Annotated in this window: 17 protein-coding genes; 8 read left to right on the top strand and 9 right to left on the bottom strand. The window is 37.7% G+C overall.

From position 1 onward, the window contains the following. Positions 1 to 179: 179 nt before the first annotated feature. From oxyR to rubA, 4 genes are all read right to left on the bottom strand, one after another. Complete coding sequence (gene oxyR / locus AC07WY_RS07600; RefSeq protein ID WP_004717396.1) at positions 180 to 1085, bottom strand: LysR family transcriptional regulator OxyR; 906 nt, start codon at positions 1083 to 1085, stop codon at positions 180 to 182. Between the two features lie 13 nt (positions 1086 to 1098). Next, positions 1099 to 2037 (bottom strand): esterase EstB, encoded by a 939-nt coding sequence (gene estB, locus AC07WY_RS07595; RefSeq protein ID WP_004823254.1) that lies wholly within the window; start codon positions 2035 to 2037, stop codon positions 1099 to 1101. 58 nt (positions 2038 to 2095) lie between these two features. After that, positions 2096 to 3286, bottom strand: coding sequence for an NAD(P)/FAD-dependent oxidoreductase (locus AC07WY_RS07590; RefSeq protein ID WP_494736076.1), 1191 nt, complete (start codon positions 3284 to 3286; stop codon positions 2096 to 2098). Positions 3287 to 3390: 104 nt separating this feature from the next. Further along, positions 3391 to 3555, bottom strand: a complete 165-nt coding sequence (gene rubA, locus AC07WY_RS07585) for a rubredoxin RubA (RefSeq protein WP_004678010.1) — start codon at positions 3553 to 3555, stop codon at positions 3391 to 3393. 496 nt (positions 3556 to 4051) lie between these two features. Here rubA and AC07WY_RS07580 point away from each other — a divergent pair, with 496 nt between their 5' ends. Beyond that, positions 4052 to 4597 carry an adenine phosphoribosyltransferase gene (locus tag AC07WY_RS07580; RefSeq protein ID WP_494736075.1) on the top strand — a complete coding sequence of 182 codons (546 nt, stop codon included), beginning with the start codon at positions 4052 to 4054 and terminating at the stop codon, positions 4595 to 4597. Positions 4598 to 4745: 148 nt separating this feature from the next. On the opposite strand, the gene AC07WY_RS07575 is transcribed toward AC07WY_RS07580, so the two are convergent. Beyond that, positions 4746 to 5249 carry a YqiA/YcfP family alpha/beta fold hydrolase gene (locus AC07WY_RS07575; RefSeq protein ID WP_494736236.1) on the bottom strand — a complete coding sequence of 168 codons (504 nt, stop codon included), beginning with the start codon at positions 5247 to 5249 and terminating at the stop codon, positions 4746 to 4748. Positions 5250 to 5570: 321 nt separating this feature from the next. On the opposite strand from AC07WY_RS07575, the gene AC07WY_RS07570 reads away from it, so the two are divergent. After that, positions 5571 to 6014 carry an SRPBCC family protein gene (locus AC07WY_RS07570; RefSeq protein ID WP_154129222.1) on the top strand — a complete coding sequence of 148 codons (444 nt, stop codon included), beginning with the start codon at positions 5571 to 5573 and terminating at the stop codon, positions 6012 to 6014. 24 nt (positions 6015 to 6038) lie between these two features. Here the strand turns inward: AC07WY_RS07570 and AC07WY_RS07565 are convergent, their stop codons facing one another. After that, positions 6039 to 6755: a hypothetical protein gene (locus AC07WY_RS07565; protein ID WP_004717380.1), complete on the bottom strand. Its 717-nt coding sequence runs from the start codon at positions 6753 to 6755 to the stop codon at positions 6039 to 6041. A 103-nt stretch (positions 6756 to 6858) separates the two neighbouring features. On the opposite strand from AC07WY_RS07565, the gene lysS reads away from it, so the two are divergent. Continuing rightward, on the top strand, positions 6859 to 8385 hold the full coding sequence (gene lysS, locus AC07WY_RS07560) for a lysine--tRNA ligase (protein WP_004717379.1): 1527 nt from the start codon (positions 6859 to 6861) through the stop codon (positions 8383 to 8385). 78 nt (positions 8386 to 8463) lie between these two features. On the opposite strand, the gene trpS is transcribed toward lysS, so the two are convergent. After that, positions 8464 to 9477 carry a tryptophan--tRNA ligase gene (trpS, locus tag AC07WY_RS07555; RefSeq protein ID WP_494736074.1) on the bottom strand — a complete coding sequence of 338 codons (1014 nt, stop codon included), beginning with the start codon at positions 9475 to 9477 and terminating at the stop codon, positions 8464 to 8466. Positions 9478 to 9673: 196 nt separating this feature from the next. Here trpS and AC07WY_RS07550 point away from each other — a divergent pair, with 196 nt between their 5' ends. The 3 genes from AC07WY_RS07550 (at position 9674) to AC07WY_RS07540 (ending at position 13271) form a co-directional block, all read left to right on the top strand. Beyond that, positions 9674 to 10600: a DUF808 domain-containing protein gene (locus tag AC07WY_RS07550; protein WP_494736073.1), complete on the top strand. Its 927-nt coding sequence runs from the start codon at positions 9674 to 9676 to the stop codon at positions 10598 to 10600. 52 nt (positions 10601 to 10652) lie between these two features. Then, on the top strand, positions 10653 to 11543 hold the full coding sequence (gene ypfJ, locus AC07WY_RS07545) for a KPN_02809 family neutral zinc metallopeptidase (RefSeq protein ID WP_494736072.1): 891 nt from the start codon (positions 10653 to 10655) through the stop codon (positions 11541 to 11543). A gap of 228 nt (positions 11544 to 11771) precedes the next feature. Then, entirely contained in the window at positions 11772 to 13271 is a 1500-nt protein-coding gene (locus AC07WY_RS07540; RefSeq protein ID WP_494736071.1) for a cation:proton antiporter, read from the top strand. A 123-nt stretch (positions 13272 to 13394) separates the two neighbouring features. On the opposite strand, the gene AC07WY_RS07535 is transcribed toward AC07WY_RS07540, so the two are convergent. Next, a complete protein-coding gene (locus AC07WY_RS07535) occupies positions 13395 to 14369 on the bottom strand; it encodes an alpha/beta fold hydrolase (RefSeq protein WP_494736070.1) in 975 nt (324 codons plus the stop codon). Between the two features lie 166 nt (positions 14370 to 14535). Between AC07WY_RS07535 and AC07WY_RS07530 the strand changes: the two genes are divergently transcribed. Continuing rightward, entirely contained in the window at positions 14536 to 14850 is a 315-nt protein-coding gene (locus AC07WY_RS07530) for an MGMT family protein (protein WP_262086626.1), read from the top strand. 48 nt (positions 14851 to 14898) lie between these two features. Here the strand turns inward: AC07WY_RS07530 and AC07WY_RS07525 are convergent, their stop codons facing one another. Next, positions 14899 to 15336, bottom strand: coding sequence for a universal stress protein (locus tag AC07WY_RS07525; protein WP_004717364.1), 438 nt, complete (start codon positions 15334 to 15336; stop codon positions 14899 to 14901). Between the two features lie 425 nt (positions 15337 to 15761). Between AC07WY_RS07525 and AC07WY_RS07520 the strand changes: the two genes are divergently transcribed. Beyond that, a complete protein-coding gene (locus AC07WY_RS07520; RefSeq protein ID WP_262086625.1) occupies positions 15762 to 16547 on the top strand; it encodes an enoyl-CoA hydratase-related protein in 786 nt (261 codons plus the stop codon). Positions 16548 to 16825: the final 278 nt, after the last annotated feature.

Here is a 16825-nt window from a genome sequence, read left to right as displayed (position 1 = left end):
TTTTTATCGTAACAATACATACAAAAATAAGCGAGTATTTTGTACTGCTCAAATATTATCATGCTTGATCTAGTAAAAACAAGATCGTTGTAATTTTGCTTATGCTGATGTGATCTATAGACTTTTTAGATATTCAATAAAAAAGGAGTCAATCATGACTCCTTTTTAGTATCGGAAAATTAACGTAAATTTGGCGTGATTTTTTGAAGAATTTGTACCAACACATCAAATTCACTTTGTAGTGGTGTACTTTTACGTGTAACCAAAGCCAAAGTGCGTGATGGTGCATTCTCAATAGGTTTAACCACAATCTGATCATTGTTTTTCAGCATATGTGCATGAATTGCAATCTCAGGAAGCAGTGTATAGCCTAAGTTTGAACTGACCATTTCCACTAAAGTTGGCAATGAGCTCGCTTTTAAACGGTGATCATTTTTACGCTCACCGATTGGGCAAACACTTAAGGTATGATCACGTAGGCAATGACCTTCTTCAAGGAGCATAAGATGAGAAAGATCTAAATCATCTAAGCTTCTTGCATTCATCGCATTTTGATCTGCTTTATTGCAGACTAAGAATAAATCTTCTTTCGCAATTTCAGCAACTTTCAAACCACGTGTGTCGAATGGTAAAGCCAGCATGATCACATCTAAATTGCCATGCTCAAGTTTTTCAACAATTTTTTCACTTTGTGCTTCATGCAGATGCAACTGAATTTTTGGAAGTTGTTTATGCACTTCTTCCAAAAGCTGCGACAAAATGAAAGGGGCGATGGTTGGAATAATCCCTAAATGCAAATCACCAGTTAACGGTTCACTCATTTCTCGACTTAACCGCATCAAGTCCTGAGCATCGGCGAGTAGAACACGGGCTCGGGCAACAACTTGCTCACCTAGAGGAGTTAAACGTACGTTTTGGCGATCACGTTCTACGAGTACGCCACCCAATAAACGTTCTAACTCCATGATTCCACCAGATAAAGTAGATTGAGTTACAAACGAACGGCGCGCTGCTTCAGTGAAGTGCAGCGTCTCAGACAGTGTCACTAAATATGACAACTGTCTTAGGGATGGTAATGCAGCCATAGTGTCCTAATGCTTATGATTTAAAATGATGTGCAAATAACCCGCTAAGTTGAGGAACAAAATGCGGTGGGATATCATGCCCCATTCCCTCAATTAATTCAAATTTAGCGCCTGAAATTGCTTTAGCAACTGCCTTACCATGACTTGGAGGTAGTAACCGATCTTTAGAGCCATGTAACACTAAAGTTGGCTTTTTGATCTGCTTATCCAATTTAAGTAAGGAACCTGTACATAATATTGCTAAAAACTGTTGAAGTACACCCGCTGGGTGATAACTACGACGATATAATTTACGTGCAGTTTGAATTGCTTCAACTTGGTTGATATAACCAGGTGAACCAATCATATGAAAAACCTTCAAGGAATGATTCACAATTCCTTCTTCATCACGTGATTCAGGTTTACCAATGAGACTAAAGAGTTGTTTTGGAAATGGTGGAGGTAGCAAAGGTTGATTATTACTGGTAAAGAGTAAGCCGACTTTATCAATTTTCTCAGGATATTTTGCAGCTAAAATTTGAGAAATCATACCACCCATTGAAGCACCCAAAATATGTGGTTTTTCAATACCTAAACGATCAATCAATAATGCAACATCATCCGCCATATCAAATAAGTTATAAGGCGCGCCGTCATTTGGTAAGCCCAAAGCAAAGCGACCCATCAACTTATAAGAGTTTAAACGTGGACCTTGGTGGCGAATTTTTGAAGATAAGCCAATATCACGATTATCAAAGCGAATCACATGAAAGCCTTGATCAATCAGCGATTTGCAAAAAAAATCAGGCCAAAATAACATTTGCGCACCCAAACCCATAATCAACAGAATGGTCGGGTGTTGTGGATTTCCACCAGTTTCAACATGAAGTTGAATACCATTACCTAAATCGACTTTGGTTTCATTCATGAACGATGCATAAGGTGAAACTTGAAATTGAAGTGCGCTATTCATTGTTATTTTCCTAAGCAAGGATATTCTTTGATTAAAAAATATCCTTACTATTAAAACCTTAAACCGATACAGGAATCAAGTCTGGAACCAGTTTTGTTAATGTTAAACGCTGTTTTCCAGCAGTTGCACCTAACAATACAAAACCACGTAAGGTACCTTCAGCATCTGTTGCTTTAGATAACATCCCATCTTCAAACTCTTCATTCTCCCATGTAACATCTACATCAATTGGAGCAGGAAGTACAGTCAAAGGTGCAGCTGGGGTTTTCACCGCGACTGGCATTGCAGGGTAGTGTACAGTGGTGGTTTGTCCACTCAAGGTCTTGGCTAATGCACGCGCTTGTTGCATGATTGGCATGACAAATGGCAAGAGTGTTCCATTCACTTCGGCACAGTCACCGATGGCAAAAATATCTGCTTGACTGGTTTCGAGCAAGGTATTGGTAATCACACCACGACTGGTGTTGATTTCTGTAGCTTTGGCCAAGGCAATATTAGGTTGTAAGCCAATTGCAGAAAGCACAACATCAGCGAGCAAGGACTGACCACTGGCCAATGAAACGATATAACCACGCTCAGACTTAGAAACTTTTTCTACAGTGGTGCCCAAGGCAAATTTGATTCCTGATTGTTCAAGATTGTCTTTAAACGCTTGTGCAACATGATTAGGCAGTAAACGCCCTAACGGCTGTGGCGCTAAGTCGATCACCGTAACCTGATGCCCAGTATTTTGTAAGTCATTGGCAAATTCACAACCAATTAAGCCTGCACCTAAAATCACCACACGTTTGTTACCACATTCACCCGTGCTGCAATTGTCTAAAGTTTCACGGAATGCACGATAGTCAATCAGTGAGTTAACCACATGAATATCATCACTTCCATCCCCAGCAATCGCTAATCGAATCGGATTTGCGCCCACGGCAAGAATAAGTTTTGAGTAGCCTTGAGTTGAAGGTTGTCCATCTTTTTCAAGGGTTAATTCATGTTTCTCTGCATCAATACTTTTAACCCATGTTTCTTTTTCAATCCGCATGTTCAGTTGGGTACTCATCTTTTCAGCATCGCCTAAACCAATTTGTTCAGGCGCTTTTTTCCCAACCAATGCATTAGATAGGGTAGGTTTTGCATAATTCACCGCATCATCTGCGCAAATCATCACCAATTCCTGTTCGGTGTTTAACTTACGAAATTCTCTTGCAAGGGTATAACCCGCCATGCCAGAACCTATGATGATGATCGGTTGCATATCTTTCTCCATACCTGTTTCAAATTTAGAGGTGAATTGAATAATTTTATATTGTTGAAAATAAATGTAAAAAGACCATGTAAACATGGTCTTTACGCAATATCTTAGATTTCTACCATTTCAAAGTCTGCTTTAGAAACACCGCAGTCTGGGCATGTCCAGTCATCAGGAATGTCTTCCCACTTGGTACCTGCTGCGATGCCATCTTGTGGCCAACCTTCTGCTTCGTCATAAATCCAACCACAAACGATGCATTGATATTTCTTCATCTGATTCTCCGATATCTGACAGATGCATTGTTTTTTCTGTCAGTAAAATTCCTTCTGCTGCTTGACTCAAATAATATGCAAATAAAATGTGTACATATTCCTCTAAATTCTTACGCAGTTCTGTATCTAAAGTAAAGTAAATATCGGAGTTTATCTAACTAATCTCAAAGCTGAATGGCAGCTCAGGACAAAAGCGATGTTTATTATGCCAACTTTGTCAGACAATTTTAATTACAATCCTGTCATAACAAGGGATGAGTGCTGATATAAAAGTTTAAAAATATTTGAATTTAGACAAAGGTCTAGATGAATATTTTAGCCAAAAAGATTAAGCTAGAATTAGCTTATTCTATAGCCATTATTTTGTGTAAAAATGGACTTAATAAATTCAATAACTTAGCGTGACTTTAATATCGGACAGATAGTGAGTTGCTGTCAATTTTGGCTAAGAAGCGTTAAAATTCACGTATTATTTATCTTTTTTAAATCTCCCCCCATGATGAACATGTCTACTGCTTTGTGGTCAAGTATTCGTACTGTCCAAAACTTTCCAAAACCAGGTATTTGTTTTTATGATTTAACCCCATTGTTTATGAACAATCTTGTGGAGTTAACCGATGCATTGATTGCAAGTATTCCTGTAGAGCAATTGGATGCAGTGGATAGTTTTGTTGCAGTTGAGGCACGAGGTTTTGTTTTAGCCAGCTTATTGGCACAACGTACCGGCAAAGGCTTATTGTTGGTTCGTAAAGCAGGGAAGTTACCACCTCCAGTGATTGGTGTGGGCTATAGCTTAGAATATGGTTTAGATCGCTTGGAAATGTCAGCGGATATCGCAGCACAAAAAGTGATTATTGTAGATGATGTCTTGGCTACAGGCGGTACTTTAAAAGCAGTCCATCAATTGATGCATAAATGCCAACATACGGTATTGGGTGCAAGTATTTTTCTTGACCTACCTGATTTACATCAAGATATTGGTTTAAAGGTTTGGTCAGTGCTCGATGAGCATTCCAAGCCAGTTGAAAAAGCGGTTGCTTAAAGACAAAATAACAAGTTAAGTTTTCGGGCTACATTCTTGTGATTGAATACTTAAATCATTTGTTTGTCTGTCTCGACGTGAAAAAAGCCTTGTAAATACAAGGCTTTTTTAGTTGGAGAGCAACGAACTGTACTTTGATGATTTTATTTCAAGCAATAAAGGTTTGTTCCATATATTCAATTAAATGATTTAAATTTTCAGGTTGGACTAAACGATGGTGTCCACCTTCAATAGCTTCAATCTGCATATATGACTCTAGTTGTTCAAGCACTTTATACATATCTAAAACCTCATCACCCAGTTCCAGATAAGCAATTTGTGGAATGTCGTGGTCTAAATCATGTTCATTAATCGCTGCATAGTCTTCACGAAAATCTGGATTTAAGCTTGGATTGGCAAGGATTGCAGGAATTCGATGTTGCTGTGACATTTTTAATGCCCAATACCCACCTAAACTATGACCTACCAGTAAATCGGGTTTAATCTTTTCGATAATATCGTGATAAAAACACTCAACCGTTTTGTAGTTAAGGTTACGATAATCCACATTAATACAATATTTTTTTTCAGCATTTATGGCATGGAATTTTGTTGATTCTTTAGATGAATCTAGTCCATGTAAAAATAAAATTTTAGAATGAATACTCTTCATTGTTATCGTTTTCATATGGTCTTTCTTTATTGAGCAAAGGTAGAAATTGAACAAAGCTAGAAAAAGTTATCAATGGATTTAAAATTTTCCATTTAACTATTTTTATATTCAAATATTCTACTTAGCTGCACTTTTTTAAAAACTTAGATTTTGGTCTAAGAGTGTTGTGTAACAGATCAATATGCTTGTTATTTATTGTTTAACATATTGAATGTTTAGGTTTAAATTTTTTAGGTCATGGATTTTTATTAACAAAAATTAATCATTCTGGGTTTTTATTGTACTAAGCTATAGATTGGATCAATAAAATAAGAGAAAGAAATGATGACTTTAAGCTATGACATTGTCATTCAAGCGAATGCACAAACAGTATGGAATATCCTGTGGGATACCCATACTTATTCCAAATGGACCCAACCGTTTTCGGAAACTTCGCAGATGCAGTCTGACTGGAAAATTGGCGGGGAAACCTTATTTCAAGATGCCAGCGGCAATGGTATGGTCGCCACCATTGTAGAGTTGGAGCAGTTTAAAAAAGTGGTATTTAAACATTTGGGTGTTTTGAAAAATGGTGTTTTAGATTCAACAAGTGCAGATGTTCAAAGTTGGAGTGGCTCTTTAGAAAAATATTTCTTAAATGAACAGGGTGAAACAACCACATTATCTGCTGAAATAGAAACCTCTGAGGAATATAAGGACATGATGGATCGTGCTTTCCAGCAAGGGTTTGCCATAGTCAAATCATTGGCTGAACAAGACCATTGAGAAACTTAGCACTTTCATTATTGTTTAATGGCATTGAATAATCAGTGGTTGTTCAATAGAAAATGATTTTGCCACACCATTTTCATTACGCGGTTGGAAGCGAATTTTTTCTAGTAAAGGTTGCAGTATCGATTTCATTTGTTCGTGAATTAAAGGGGTGTAACGGATATTTAGGATTTGCCCTTGTGCATCTACCAAAAATTTTGCTGAGAGCGAGATATTACCTTGTTGATCAAATTTAATTTTATTCTGAGAGGGTGTCTTACTTTGGTCACAAAAGGGTTCTAAAGCGCTTTGTACTTGTGAAAAGTTGGGTTTTATGGCGTATTGGACGCGGGCTGGAAATTTAATAAACAGAATGTATTTCCCATAATAATATTTTATTTTTGCGATGTTTTGTTCATCAAAATTGAGGGTTTTATTTTTAAAATCATTACTGACTTGCGGTAATTGATCTAGAGTAAGTTTTTTTGCCAGTTCTAAAGCCCTTAAATTGAGTGCTTTTTGAGTAGGGTGTGGATTCATTAATTTGACTAGGCTTTGTAAACTAGTTCGATTTGGAACGATTTCTAATTGCCAAATATAATCTTGATTATTGAGATTGGTGCTTTCAATTTTTATAGGAAGATCTTTTTGAGTATTGCTCATAACAACGATTTGCTCGGCATCAACCACAGTTGAAAACCACAAAACATTGAAAAGAATGATACTTTGGGCGAATCCTTGCCAGTATTTATTCATGATTTTTAATTTTTACATGGTTCGTAGAGTTATATTCATACGCATTATGTTGTAAATCTGCTATGCTATGCAACTTCCGTTTTTTAATATAATCGAGGCAGAGATGACGCAACATAACGCTCAATCGACTTCTGAACAACACATTTCCGAAAACGATTTAATTGCACAGCGTCATGCCAAGTTAAAGCAAATTCAAGATCACGCCAAGGAAACCGGTGTTAGCCCATGGCCAAACACATTTAAGCGTGAGCATTATGCGCAAGATCTACAAGAACAATTTGCAGATCAATCTAAAGAACAAATTGAAGCAGGCGAGCAAGTTCACGTATCTGTAGCGGGTCGTGTGATGTTGAACCGTGGTTCATTTATCGTGATTCAAGACATGACGGGCCGTATTCAATTGTATGTGCCACGTAAAGAGCTTGCACCTGAAGTTCTAGAAACTGTGAAAAGTCTAGATCTTGGCGATATTATTGCTGTTCAAGGTTATATCGGTCGTTCTGGCAAAGGTGATTTATATGTTCATATTGAACATTTTGAATTATTGACGAAATCGCTTCGTCCACTTCCAGACAAGTTTCATGGTTTGAATGACACAGAAGTAAAATACCGTAAACGTTATTTAGACTTAATTGTGAATGAAGAAACACGTAAAACTTTTGAAATTCGTGCAAAAGTTGTGTCAGGTATTCGCAACTATCTCATCAATGAACGTTTTATGGAAGTTGAAACTCCGATGATGCATGTGATTCCAGGTGGTGCGTCAGCGCGTCCATTTGAAACACACCATAATGCATTAGATATGCCATTATTCTTGCGTATTGCACCTGAGCTTTACTTAAAACGTTTGGTTGTTGGTGGTTTTGAGCGTGTATTTGAAATTAACCGTAACTTCCGTAACGAAGGTGTTTCAACGCGTCATAACCCAGAATTCACCATGATTGAATTCTATCAAGCTTATGCTGATTACAAAGATCTCATGGCTTTGACAGAGGGTATGCTTGAAAAATTAGCAATCGACATCTTGGGTTCAACAGATGTTCCTTATGGTGAAGAAGTGTATAGCTTCAAAGGTCCATTTAAGAAAATCTCGATGTTTGATGCGATTCTTGAGCATAATCCAAATTTCACTGCTGAAAATGTTTCGGATCGTGAATTCTTGGCAACATTTATTCGTGAAGAGTTAAAAGAGCAAGTTAAACCAGGTTTTGGTTTAGGTCGACTACAAACCATCGTATTTGAAGAAACTGTTGAAACTCAATTACGTCAGCCGACATTCATTACTGAATATCCTGCGGAAACTTCGCCGTTAGCACGCCGAAATGATGATAATCCACATATCACTGACCGCTTCGAATTCTTTATCGGTGGTCGTGAGTTGGCAAATGGTTTCTCGGAATTAAATGATCCAATTGACCAAGCTGAACGCTTCCAAGCGCAAGTTGCTGAAAAAGATGCGGGCGATGATGAAGCAATGCATTTCGATGCTGACTTTATTGAAGCATTAGAATACGGTTTACCTCCTACAGCAGGTGAAGGTATTGGTATCGATCGTTTAGTGATGTTATTTGCCAATGCAGCAAGTATCCGCGATGTGATCTTATTCCCACATATGCGTCATAAAAATTAATTTATGATGTTATAAAAGATGTTGTAAAAAAAGCCACTGAATTCAGTGGCTTTTTTTTACTTAGATAATCAGCGCATTTTAGAAATGAAATACGCCTAAACCATTTTTGATTTCGTCTAAAGTATCTTGAGTGATGATACGGCATTTTTCCGTACCAGTTTTTAAGATATCCATGATGTAATCTGGATCTTTGGCTAGTTCCATACGACGTTCACGGATTGGTGTAATCAACTCTTTTAATACACCTTCAAGACGTTTTTTCACAGTACCATCGCCTAAACCACCACGACGATAATGTGCTTTAAGTTCTTCAACTTCTTCTTTATTTTGATCAAAAGCATCTAAATAAGTAAAGACAATATTTCCTTCAACCTGACCTGGATCTTCAATACGCAGATGGTTTGGATCGGTATACATTGCATTGACTGCTTTTTTGATGTCTTTATCTGTTGCATCTAACACGATGGTATTGCCCAATGATTTCGACATTTTGGCTTTACCATCAAAGCCAGGTAAACGGCTCATATTGGATAAAAGCGCTTTACACTCAGGTAAAACTTCTTGTCCAATTTGACGGTTTAAACGACGAACAATTTCATTGGTCTGTTCGATCATTGGAATTTGGTCTTCACCAACTGGCACGACAGTGGCTTTAAATGCAGTAATATCGGCAGCTTGTGCAACAGGGTAGCAAAGAAAACCTGCTGGAATATCACGCTCAAAACCACGTAATTGAATTTCAGCTTTGATGGTTGGGTTACGTTCTAAACGAGAAACCGTCACAAAGTTTAAATACAACATGGTGAGTTCATTCAACGCGGGTAAGCAAGATTGAACACAGATTGTGGTTTTTGTTGGGTCAATGCCGACTGCTAAATAGTCTGTTGCTACTTCAAGAATATTACGACGAACTTTTTCAAAGTTATCCGCATTATCTGTTAAAGCTTGAGCATCTGCGAGAAGGAGGTGTTGATGATGAGAATCTTGTAAGCCTACTCGTGAGCGCAAAGAACCTACAAAATGTCCCAAATGTAGTTGTCCAGTAGGACGGTCGCCTGTCAAAATCACAGGACGATTATCTTGATTCGTCATTATCGCTTCCAAAGTCTTTGTATAGACAGTCGTGTTTTATGAATGGGCACTATTGTACGAGATAATTTATTTTAATGTCAGCGAAAAATGGTGTAGAACCAATTTTTATCAATAAATGTGAAAATCTACAAAATTTTATATAGAAAAATGAATTTTCACTTTAAAATGACAGGATAACTAAAATTTTGGATAAAAAATGGCAAGTAGTCTATTAATATTATTAGATGATATCGCAGCAGTGCTCGATGATGTTGCCGTCATGAGTAAAATGGCGGCTAAAAAAACTGCGGGTGTTTTAGGTGATGATTTAGCACTGAACGCACAACAAGTGAGTGGTGTAAGAGCAGAGCGTGAGCTTCCTGTAGTATGGGGTGTCGCGAAAGGCTCCTTTATCAATAAATTAATTTTAGTGCCATTGGCTTTGCTGATCAGTGTGGTTGCACCGTGGTTGATTAATCCATTGTTAATGATTGGTGGTTTGTTTCTTTGCTATGAAGGCGTTGAAAAAGTTCTACATAGTTTGCAGCATAAAAAAGCTAAAACAGGTGAGGCTGCACAAGAAGAATTACAACAAATCGAAACTGATTTAGCCACATTTGAAAAAGATAAAATTAAAGGTGCGATACGCACAGACTTTATTCTTTCTGCTGAAATTGTGGTGATTTCTTTAGGCACTGTTGCGACGGCAGCATTTGGTACCAAAGTGATGGTGCTATCTGTCATCGCAATTTTAATGACGGTCGGTGTTTATGGCTTTGTCGCTATGATTGTAAAGATTGATGATTTAGGTTTGTACTTAACCCAACAAACATCAAATATTAAACAAAGCATTGGCCGTGGTTTACTGGTATTTGCACCAAAGTTAATGAAAACCTTAACGATTGTCGGAACCATCGCAATGTTCCTTGTCGGTGGGGGGATCATCACCCATGCGGTATCAACTTTGCATCATTGGTCAGAAGAAGCCGTTGATCATATTCAACATATTCCAACTGTTGGTAGTGTTATTGGTGCATTAACACCAACGTTAATCAATTTACTGATTGGTATCGTCGCAGGTTTAGCCGTGGTATTGGTTGTTGGACTTATTCAAAAAGTTCGTGGTAAATCAACAACAACCTAAATGCAAAGCACATCCTAAACGATAGCCAATTTAAAATAAAAAGGACCGATCTATGCGTTGGAAAGGACGTAGAGAAAGTGATAATGTCGAAGATCGCCGTGGCGGTGGTGGCGTAAAAGCGGGTGGGATTAGTATCCTGGGTTTAATCGTCGCTTTTGTTGCATGGAAATTCTTTGGTGTTGACCCACAGCAAGCCTATCAAGCGACCAAACAGGTGACTTCGGCTGGAGCAAGTCAAAATTCCGAACCCACCAATTTAACCCCTGAACAGCAGGAAACGGCATCTTTTGTTAAAACCGTTTTGGCAGATACCGAAGATACTTGGAAACCGATTTTCCAACAACAAGGTGTACAGTACGTTTCACCTAAACTGGTAATGTTTAGTGGTGCGATACAATCAGGCTGTGGTACAGCTCAATCTGCAATGGGGCCATTTTATTGCCCAGCAGATCAAAAAGTGTATATCGATACCCAATTCTTTAAAGATATGCGCCAACAGATGGGCATCTCTGGGGAAAAAAATCAATCTGAGCTTTCAGCTAAAGATGAAGCGGGTGATTTTGCACAAGCTTATGTGATTGCGCATGAAGTTGGGCATCATGTACAGAATTTATTGGGAATATCGACTCAGGTTCAACAAGCACGCCAGCGTGCCAGTGAAACTCAGGGCAATCAACTTTCAGTACGTTTAGAATTACAAGCGGATTGTTTGGCTGGGGTTTGGGCCAATCGTACACAACAACGCACGCAGTTTTTAGAACAGGGTGATATTGAAGAGGCGATGGATGCTGCTGAAAAAATTGGTGATGACTACTTGCAGAAAAAAGCACGTGGTTATGCGGTACCAGACAGCTTTACGCATGGCACCAGTCAGCAACGTATGCAATGGTTTAACATCGGTATGAATTCTGGTGATATCAATGCGTGTGATACCTTTAAATAGACAGCTATAGATTGTTGGGTTAAAGAAGAGAACATCATGTTCTCTTTTTTTCTCAATCAATTTTTTTTAAGCGCTTTTTATGTTAAAAAATATAACCAGTAATCATCATATTTCAGTTTTTTTTGTACAATTATCTAGATTGTTAAATGGTCTCTTATTTTATATTTTATAAAAAAATGATTGAGTGTTTGATGTGCATTTAAATTAAAAATCTAAAACAGGTTTCGGATGGGTAACTATTTCTTTCTTCAGGTCTTTACAGTCATTTTTGCGCTTTCTATTGCGACTACAATTTTTAATAAGCGAATATTAGGTTTCCCTCAAGCCATTGGTGTTCCCATTGTTTCAGCAATTTTTGTCTTTATTTTGCAATGGGGTGCCAGCTTACTCAATGGCAATCAATTTATCTCGATTAATATTCATAATATTGAAGAAGCTGTACGGCATGTCGATTTTTATGATTTTTTAGTCAATGGTGTCATTTGCTTCATTTTGACCTCTTCAGCACTTAAATTTAAGGTTTCAGATTTAAAAGTTTATTGGAAGCCGATCAGTATCTTGGCAACGATTGCTTTACTGCTCTGTGCTGTATTTTTTGCAGGATTGGTGTTTGGTTTTCAATTCTTGATTGGCAATCCCGTTCCAATTTTAGTTTTATTGTTATTGGGTTCTGCCTTAGGTGCGACAGATCCGATTGGGATCAAAGGTGTGCTCAGTTCAGTACGTGCACCGCATCATCTGATTGTTAAGTTGGAAGGCGAGTCCTTATTTAACGATGCAATGTGTATCGCAGTCTTCATGACATTATTAAATGTCCTCGAAGGAGAGCATTTTAGTTTAATGGCAACGCTACAAACTTTCTTATATGAGATTGTGGTTGCTGTCATCATTGGTTGGGCTTTTGGTCTGGGAATCTTGCGTTTATTACGTGGTAAACATGAGATGGAGTCCTTGATTCTTACCACTGCATTATTGGCATGTGGTTCTTATCTGGTTGCATTATTTGCCCATGCATCCGCTCCGATTGCCTGTGTGATCGGTGGTTTAATTGTAGGTAATAAATGGAAAGAAATTTTACAGGATCGTGAAATTCGTGAGGTCAATCATTTTTGGCATACGGTAGAAGGGATTATTAATTCTTTTCTCTTTACCTTGATTGGTCTAGAAATCTTTATTTTAGATTTAAGCACAAGTTTGATTCTTGGTGGTATTTTTGCTTTCTTTGCTTTGCATCTCTCTCGTTTTGCCGCAAATTTCTTAGCTTTTGCATTTTTCCCATCATTCCGCAAAAAAAGCTATAACGGTAGTCTGGCTATTCTTTCTTGGGGAGGGGTTCGTGGGGGGATTTCACTTGCATTGATCCTTGCTGTGGCAAACGTCCCTGAGTTACGTGACTACAGTAGTATTCTAATTGGTTATACCTTTATCAGCGTATTACTTTCAGGTGTCGTCTGTGGTTTGGGTTTACCTGCAGTCATGAATGCCTTTTATTACAATCCAAATGAAGAAACCCAAGGTTTCAAAGGTTGGTATCAGCGCATGTGCAATAAAATGAACCGTAAAGGCATTAAATATATTGTGGGTGAAGATAACGAAGGGTATGAAACCATCACCATTTATAACCCAGAAGCGTTGGTTGACAAGAAAGCTGCAGATGGTGTGGCCTCTGTACATCATCCTGAAAAAGCGCAAGAAATGAAGCGATTGGAAAATCCAGGTAACTTCTAAATGCAGCGCATTCTGCCAAATGAATAGTTAAGGCATAAAATTGAGCAACTAAAACTTCAATATTCTTAAAGGTTTGTCGCAATAAAAAAGCCAGTAACAATACTGGCTTTTTTATTGGAGCTGTTATTTTGCGTTTTTGCCTAAGAAATCGAGGTAAGGTTTCACCAGAAGTTGCTCTTGTTCTAAAATCGGTAAATGCCCGACTCCTTTTAGAATGATTGGCTCTTGTGCATTTTTCAATAGGCCTTTGAGTTCAGCTGCAGCTTCAACATTGATAATTTGGTCTTTATCTCCCCATGCAATCAATACTGGCTGGTCAATCGAACGTGCTGCAATGGCAAAAGAATCTGGGGTAAATAATTTAGACATGACAATCAGCTGTTCAACCAATTTGGTGGTGTTTGCTGATTGGCTGATCATCAATTTCTCTTGAGCATCTTTTAATTCTTTAGGAATAAAAGGCGGTAGACTGGTGGCAATTTTCATTAAACGATCAAAATCGCCAGGTTTGCTGACAATCATATTACGTAAAGTTGTCGGATCTTTTAAATAAGGAGTATTGGCAGATTTAAATACACCTGCACTATCAATTAAAAATAAAGATTTGGTATCAACAGGGTATTGTGCTGCGTAAAGTAAGGAAATCGAGCCACCCATCGAGTGACCAGCGATATTTAAACCATTGTCTACTTTAATGGCTTCAGCAAAACGACGTAATTTTTCAGTGAGATTGGGCAATGAATAATCAAAATCATTAGGGACTTTACTGTCACCTTGACCTGGAAGATCAGGAATAATCACATGATAATAAGGCGTTAAGTAACGTGCCACACGATTCCAGTTATCACGACTTCCAGCTAGTCCATGAACAAGCATAATGGTAGGTTTGCCAGCTGGTCCGCCTTCACTATAGGCCCAATCAATATCACCGACTTTTACACGTTTGGTTTCCATGCCCGCCCATGCACGTTCTTGTTGAAGCACACTTTGAATGTCAATCGCTGGGGCAGCATAGCTTGTGGTTGATAAGCCTACTGTTACCACAGAACCCATTACCAAAGCCGTCGATAAAATCAGTTTGTTGAAGATTCCTTTCATCTTTGAATACTCTTGTTGTTGTATTTGAGGTACGATTTAAGATTAGATTATGTACAGTCAAATTACATTTGCCTAAAATGTTGAAAGCCTATTTTCAAAGTCAATTTAACGCTGTTTGCCAAGATGCTTATGAATATTATTTTTTATTATTTGATTGATCTAAAAAATGTCAAATCATGAACTCGCTCAGATGATTTTAAATGTCATCATACAAATTCCCCAAGGTAAAGTTGCCAGTTATGGTCAAGTTGCCAAATATGCAGGCTTACCCAAACATGCACGGTTGGTTGGGCGTGTATTAGGACAGTTACCTGAAGATCATGATATCCCTTGGTATCGCGTGGTTAATTCACAAGGGCGAATCAGCCTAAAAAAGCTGGATGAGAAGGGAATGTGTATTCAGACTGCAAAGTTATTGGCTGAGGATGTTGTGGTTATTGATGGCAAAATAAATCTAAAAAAATATCAATGGTCACCTTAGTTCCTCACTATAAAGATAGTGAGGAATGTTTAAAACAAACGGTGAAAATTATTTAATTACTAAAACAGGGATTTGTAATTCAGTTAATAAGCTTTGCGCTACACTGCCCATAATAATTTTTTTCAGTCCGGTACGGCCATGTGAACTGAGAATGACCAAATCAATTTTTAAATCCTGTACAGCTTGATTTAAGGTATGTGCAATATTTTCGCCTTCGAGTAAACGTGTTTCAACTTGCACGCCTTCTGCGGCAAATTGATCTTTTGCCACATTGATATTGGATTGAATAAATTCACGAGCACGCTCAATCAGCATATTGCTTTGACCATGCGCCAAATATTCTGATGCAATATAAGGGTCTAAAGTCATCACCTGTACAACCGTGATTTTACTGTTAAATGCTTTGGCAAATTCAACCGCATGTTTCACAACAGATAATGAGGTTTCTGAACCATCAACAGGAACGAGGATATTTTGATAAGCCATGTCTATTTTCCTTATTTTACCGAAAAGCTGAGTTGAATATTTATTACAATTCTAAGTCTATAGAATCATCATAACGTGAATATGAGATGAATAAAACCGAGTAAATGTGTAGGGATAATTCATATAAATATCATAAATTTAATTAAAAGCATTGGCATCAAGTTACATCGTTTTTTTACTTGCAAATGCAGCTGAATAAAAAGATAAATCAATCAATAAAATAAAGATCGAGATGCAATCAAGCATGATCAAAATAAAGCTTTAAATTGTTTAAACAAAAGCCATACACAATTGAGAAAATATAGAGGCTGAATGAAACAATTGGCAAATTGTAAATCCAGTTCTTCCTTTAAAATGTTTTTAAATATAAATACTGAAAATAATAGGACCTTACAATTTAAACCATGGATTAAAAGGAAAAGACAATGGAATATCAAACAATTATAGTCGAAGAAAAAAATGCAGTTGGATATTTGAGCTTAAATCGGCCTGAACAATTCAATAGCTTTACACCGCAAATGTGCCTTGAAATTGTAGAGGTCTTAACACAATGGAAAGATGATACCGAAATCCGCATTATTGTGATTGCTGCGATTGGAAAAGCATTTTGTGCAGGTCAGGCGATAAACCCAGATTTATTTGATAGCGGTGCTATAGACTTGGGTTTGGTCTTGGAAAAATACTTTAATCCCTTATTAGCGCTCATCAATACACTACCAAAAGTGATCATCTGTGCTGTAAATGGCGTTGCAGCTGGTGCGGGAGCGAGCTTAGTATTGTTATGTGATATCGTGATTGCAGCAAGGTCTGCAAGCTTTTCACAAATCTTTAGTAAAATTGGCTTAATTCCAGACTGTGGTGCAACTTGGTTATTGCCGCGTATGATCGGCTTTGCCAAGGCCAAAGCATTGATGCTGACTGCCGAAAAAATCAGTGCAGATGAAGCTGAACGATTGGGAATGATTTATAAAGTGGTAGAAGATGATCAGTTACAGATAGAGGTTGTTGCTTTAGCTGAGCATTTGGCAAGCCAAGCCAGCCTGAGTTTTGCCTTGATTAAGCAAGCGATGCGGGTCAGCATGCAAAATGATTTTACTAGCCAAGTTAAAGTTGAGCAGGATTTGCAAAGACAGGCAGGGCAGTCAGCAGATTTTTTAGAAGGTGTTCGCGCTTTTTTAATGAAAGATAAGCCAAATTTTAAAGGACGATAAATAACGATTTAAGTTGGGACGCTTTTCAACCTGAAACATCAAAGCTAGTAGAAAAGTCTCATAATAATGTAATGCTATTTGCGCGAAAATAGTGTGCTCGAGGTTATTATAATAAGAAATAAAATTACACATAACATAATTTGATTATGTATTGCATAAATTTAAGCTTTCTTGTAGGATAAATTTAGAGTTAAGCGTCAGTGTAAATACAGCTCAAGGTTAGCGCTTTACATGGACTAAATTATGGAAAGGAAGAGTTCAAATCAGGATATTTTGTC

This window comes from Acinetobacter sp. GW821-FHT01C12, assembly GCF_059422625.1.
Note: the sequence above shows the minus strand (reverse complement) of the source record. Positions and strands in the feature narration are given on the sequence as shown.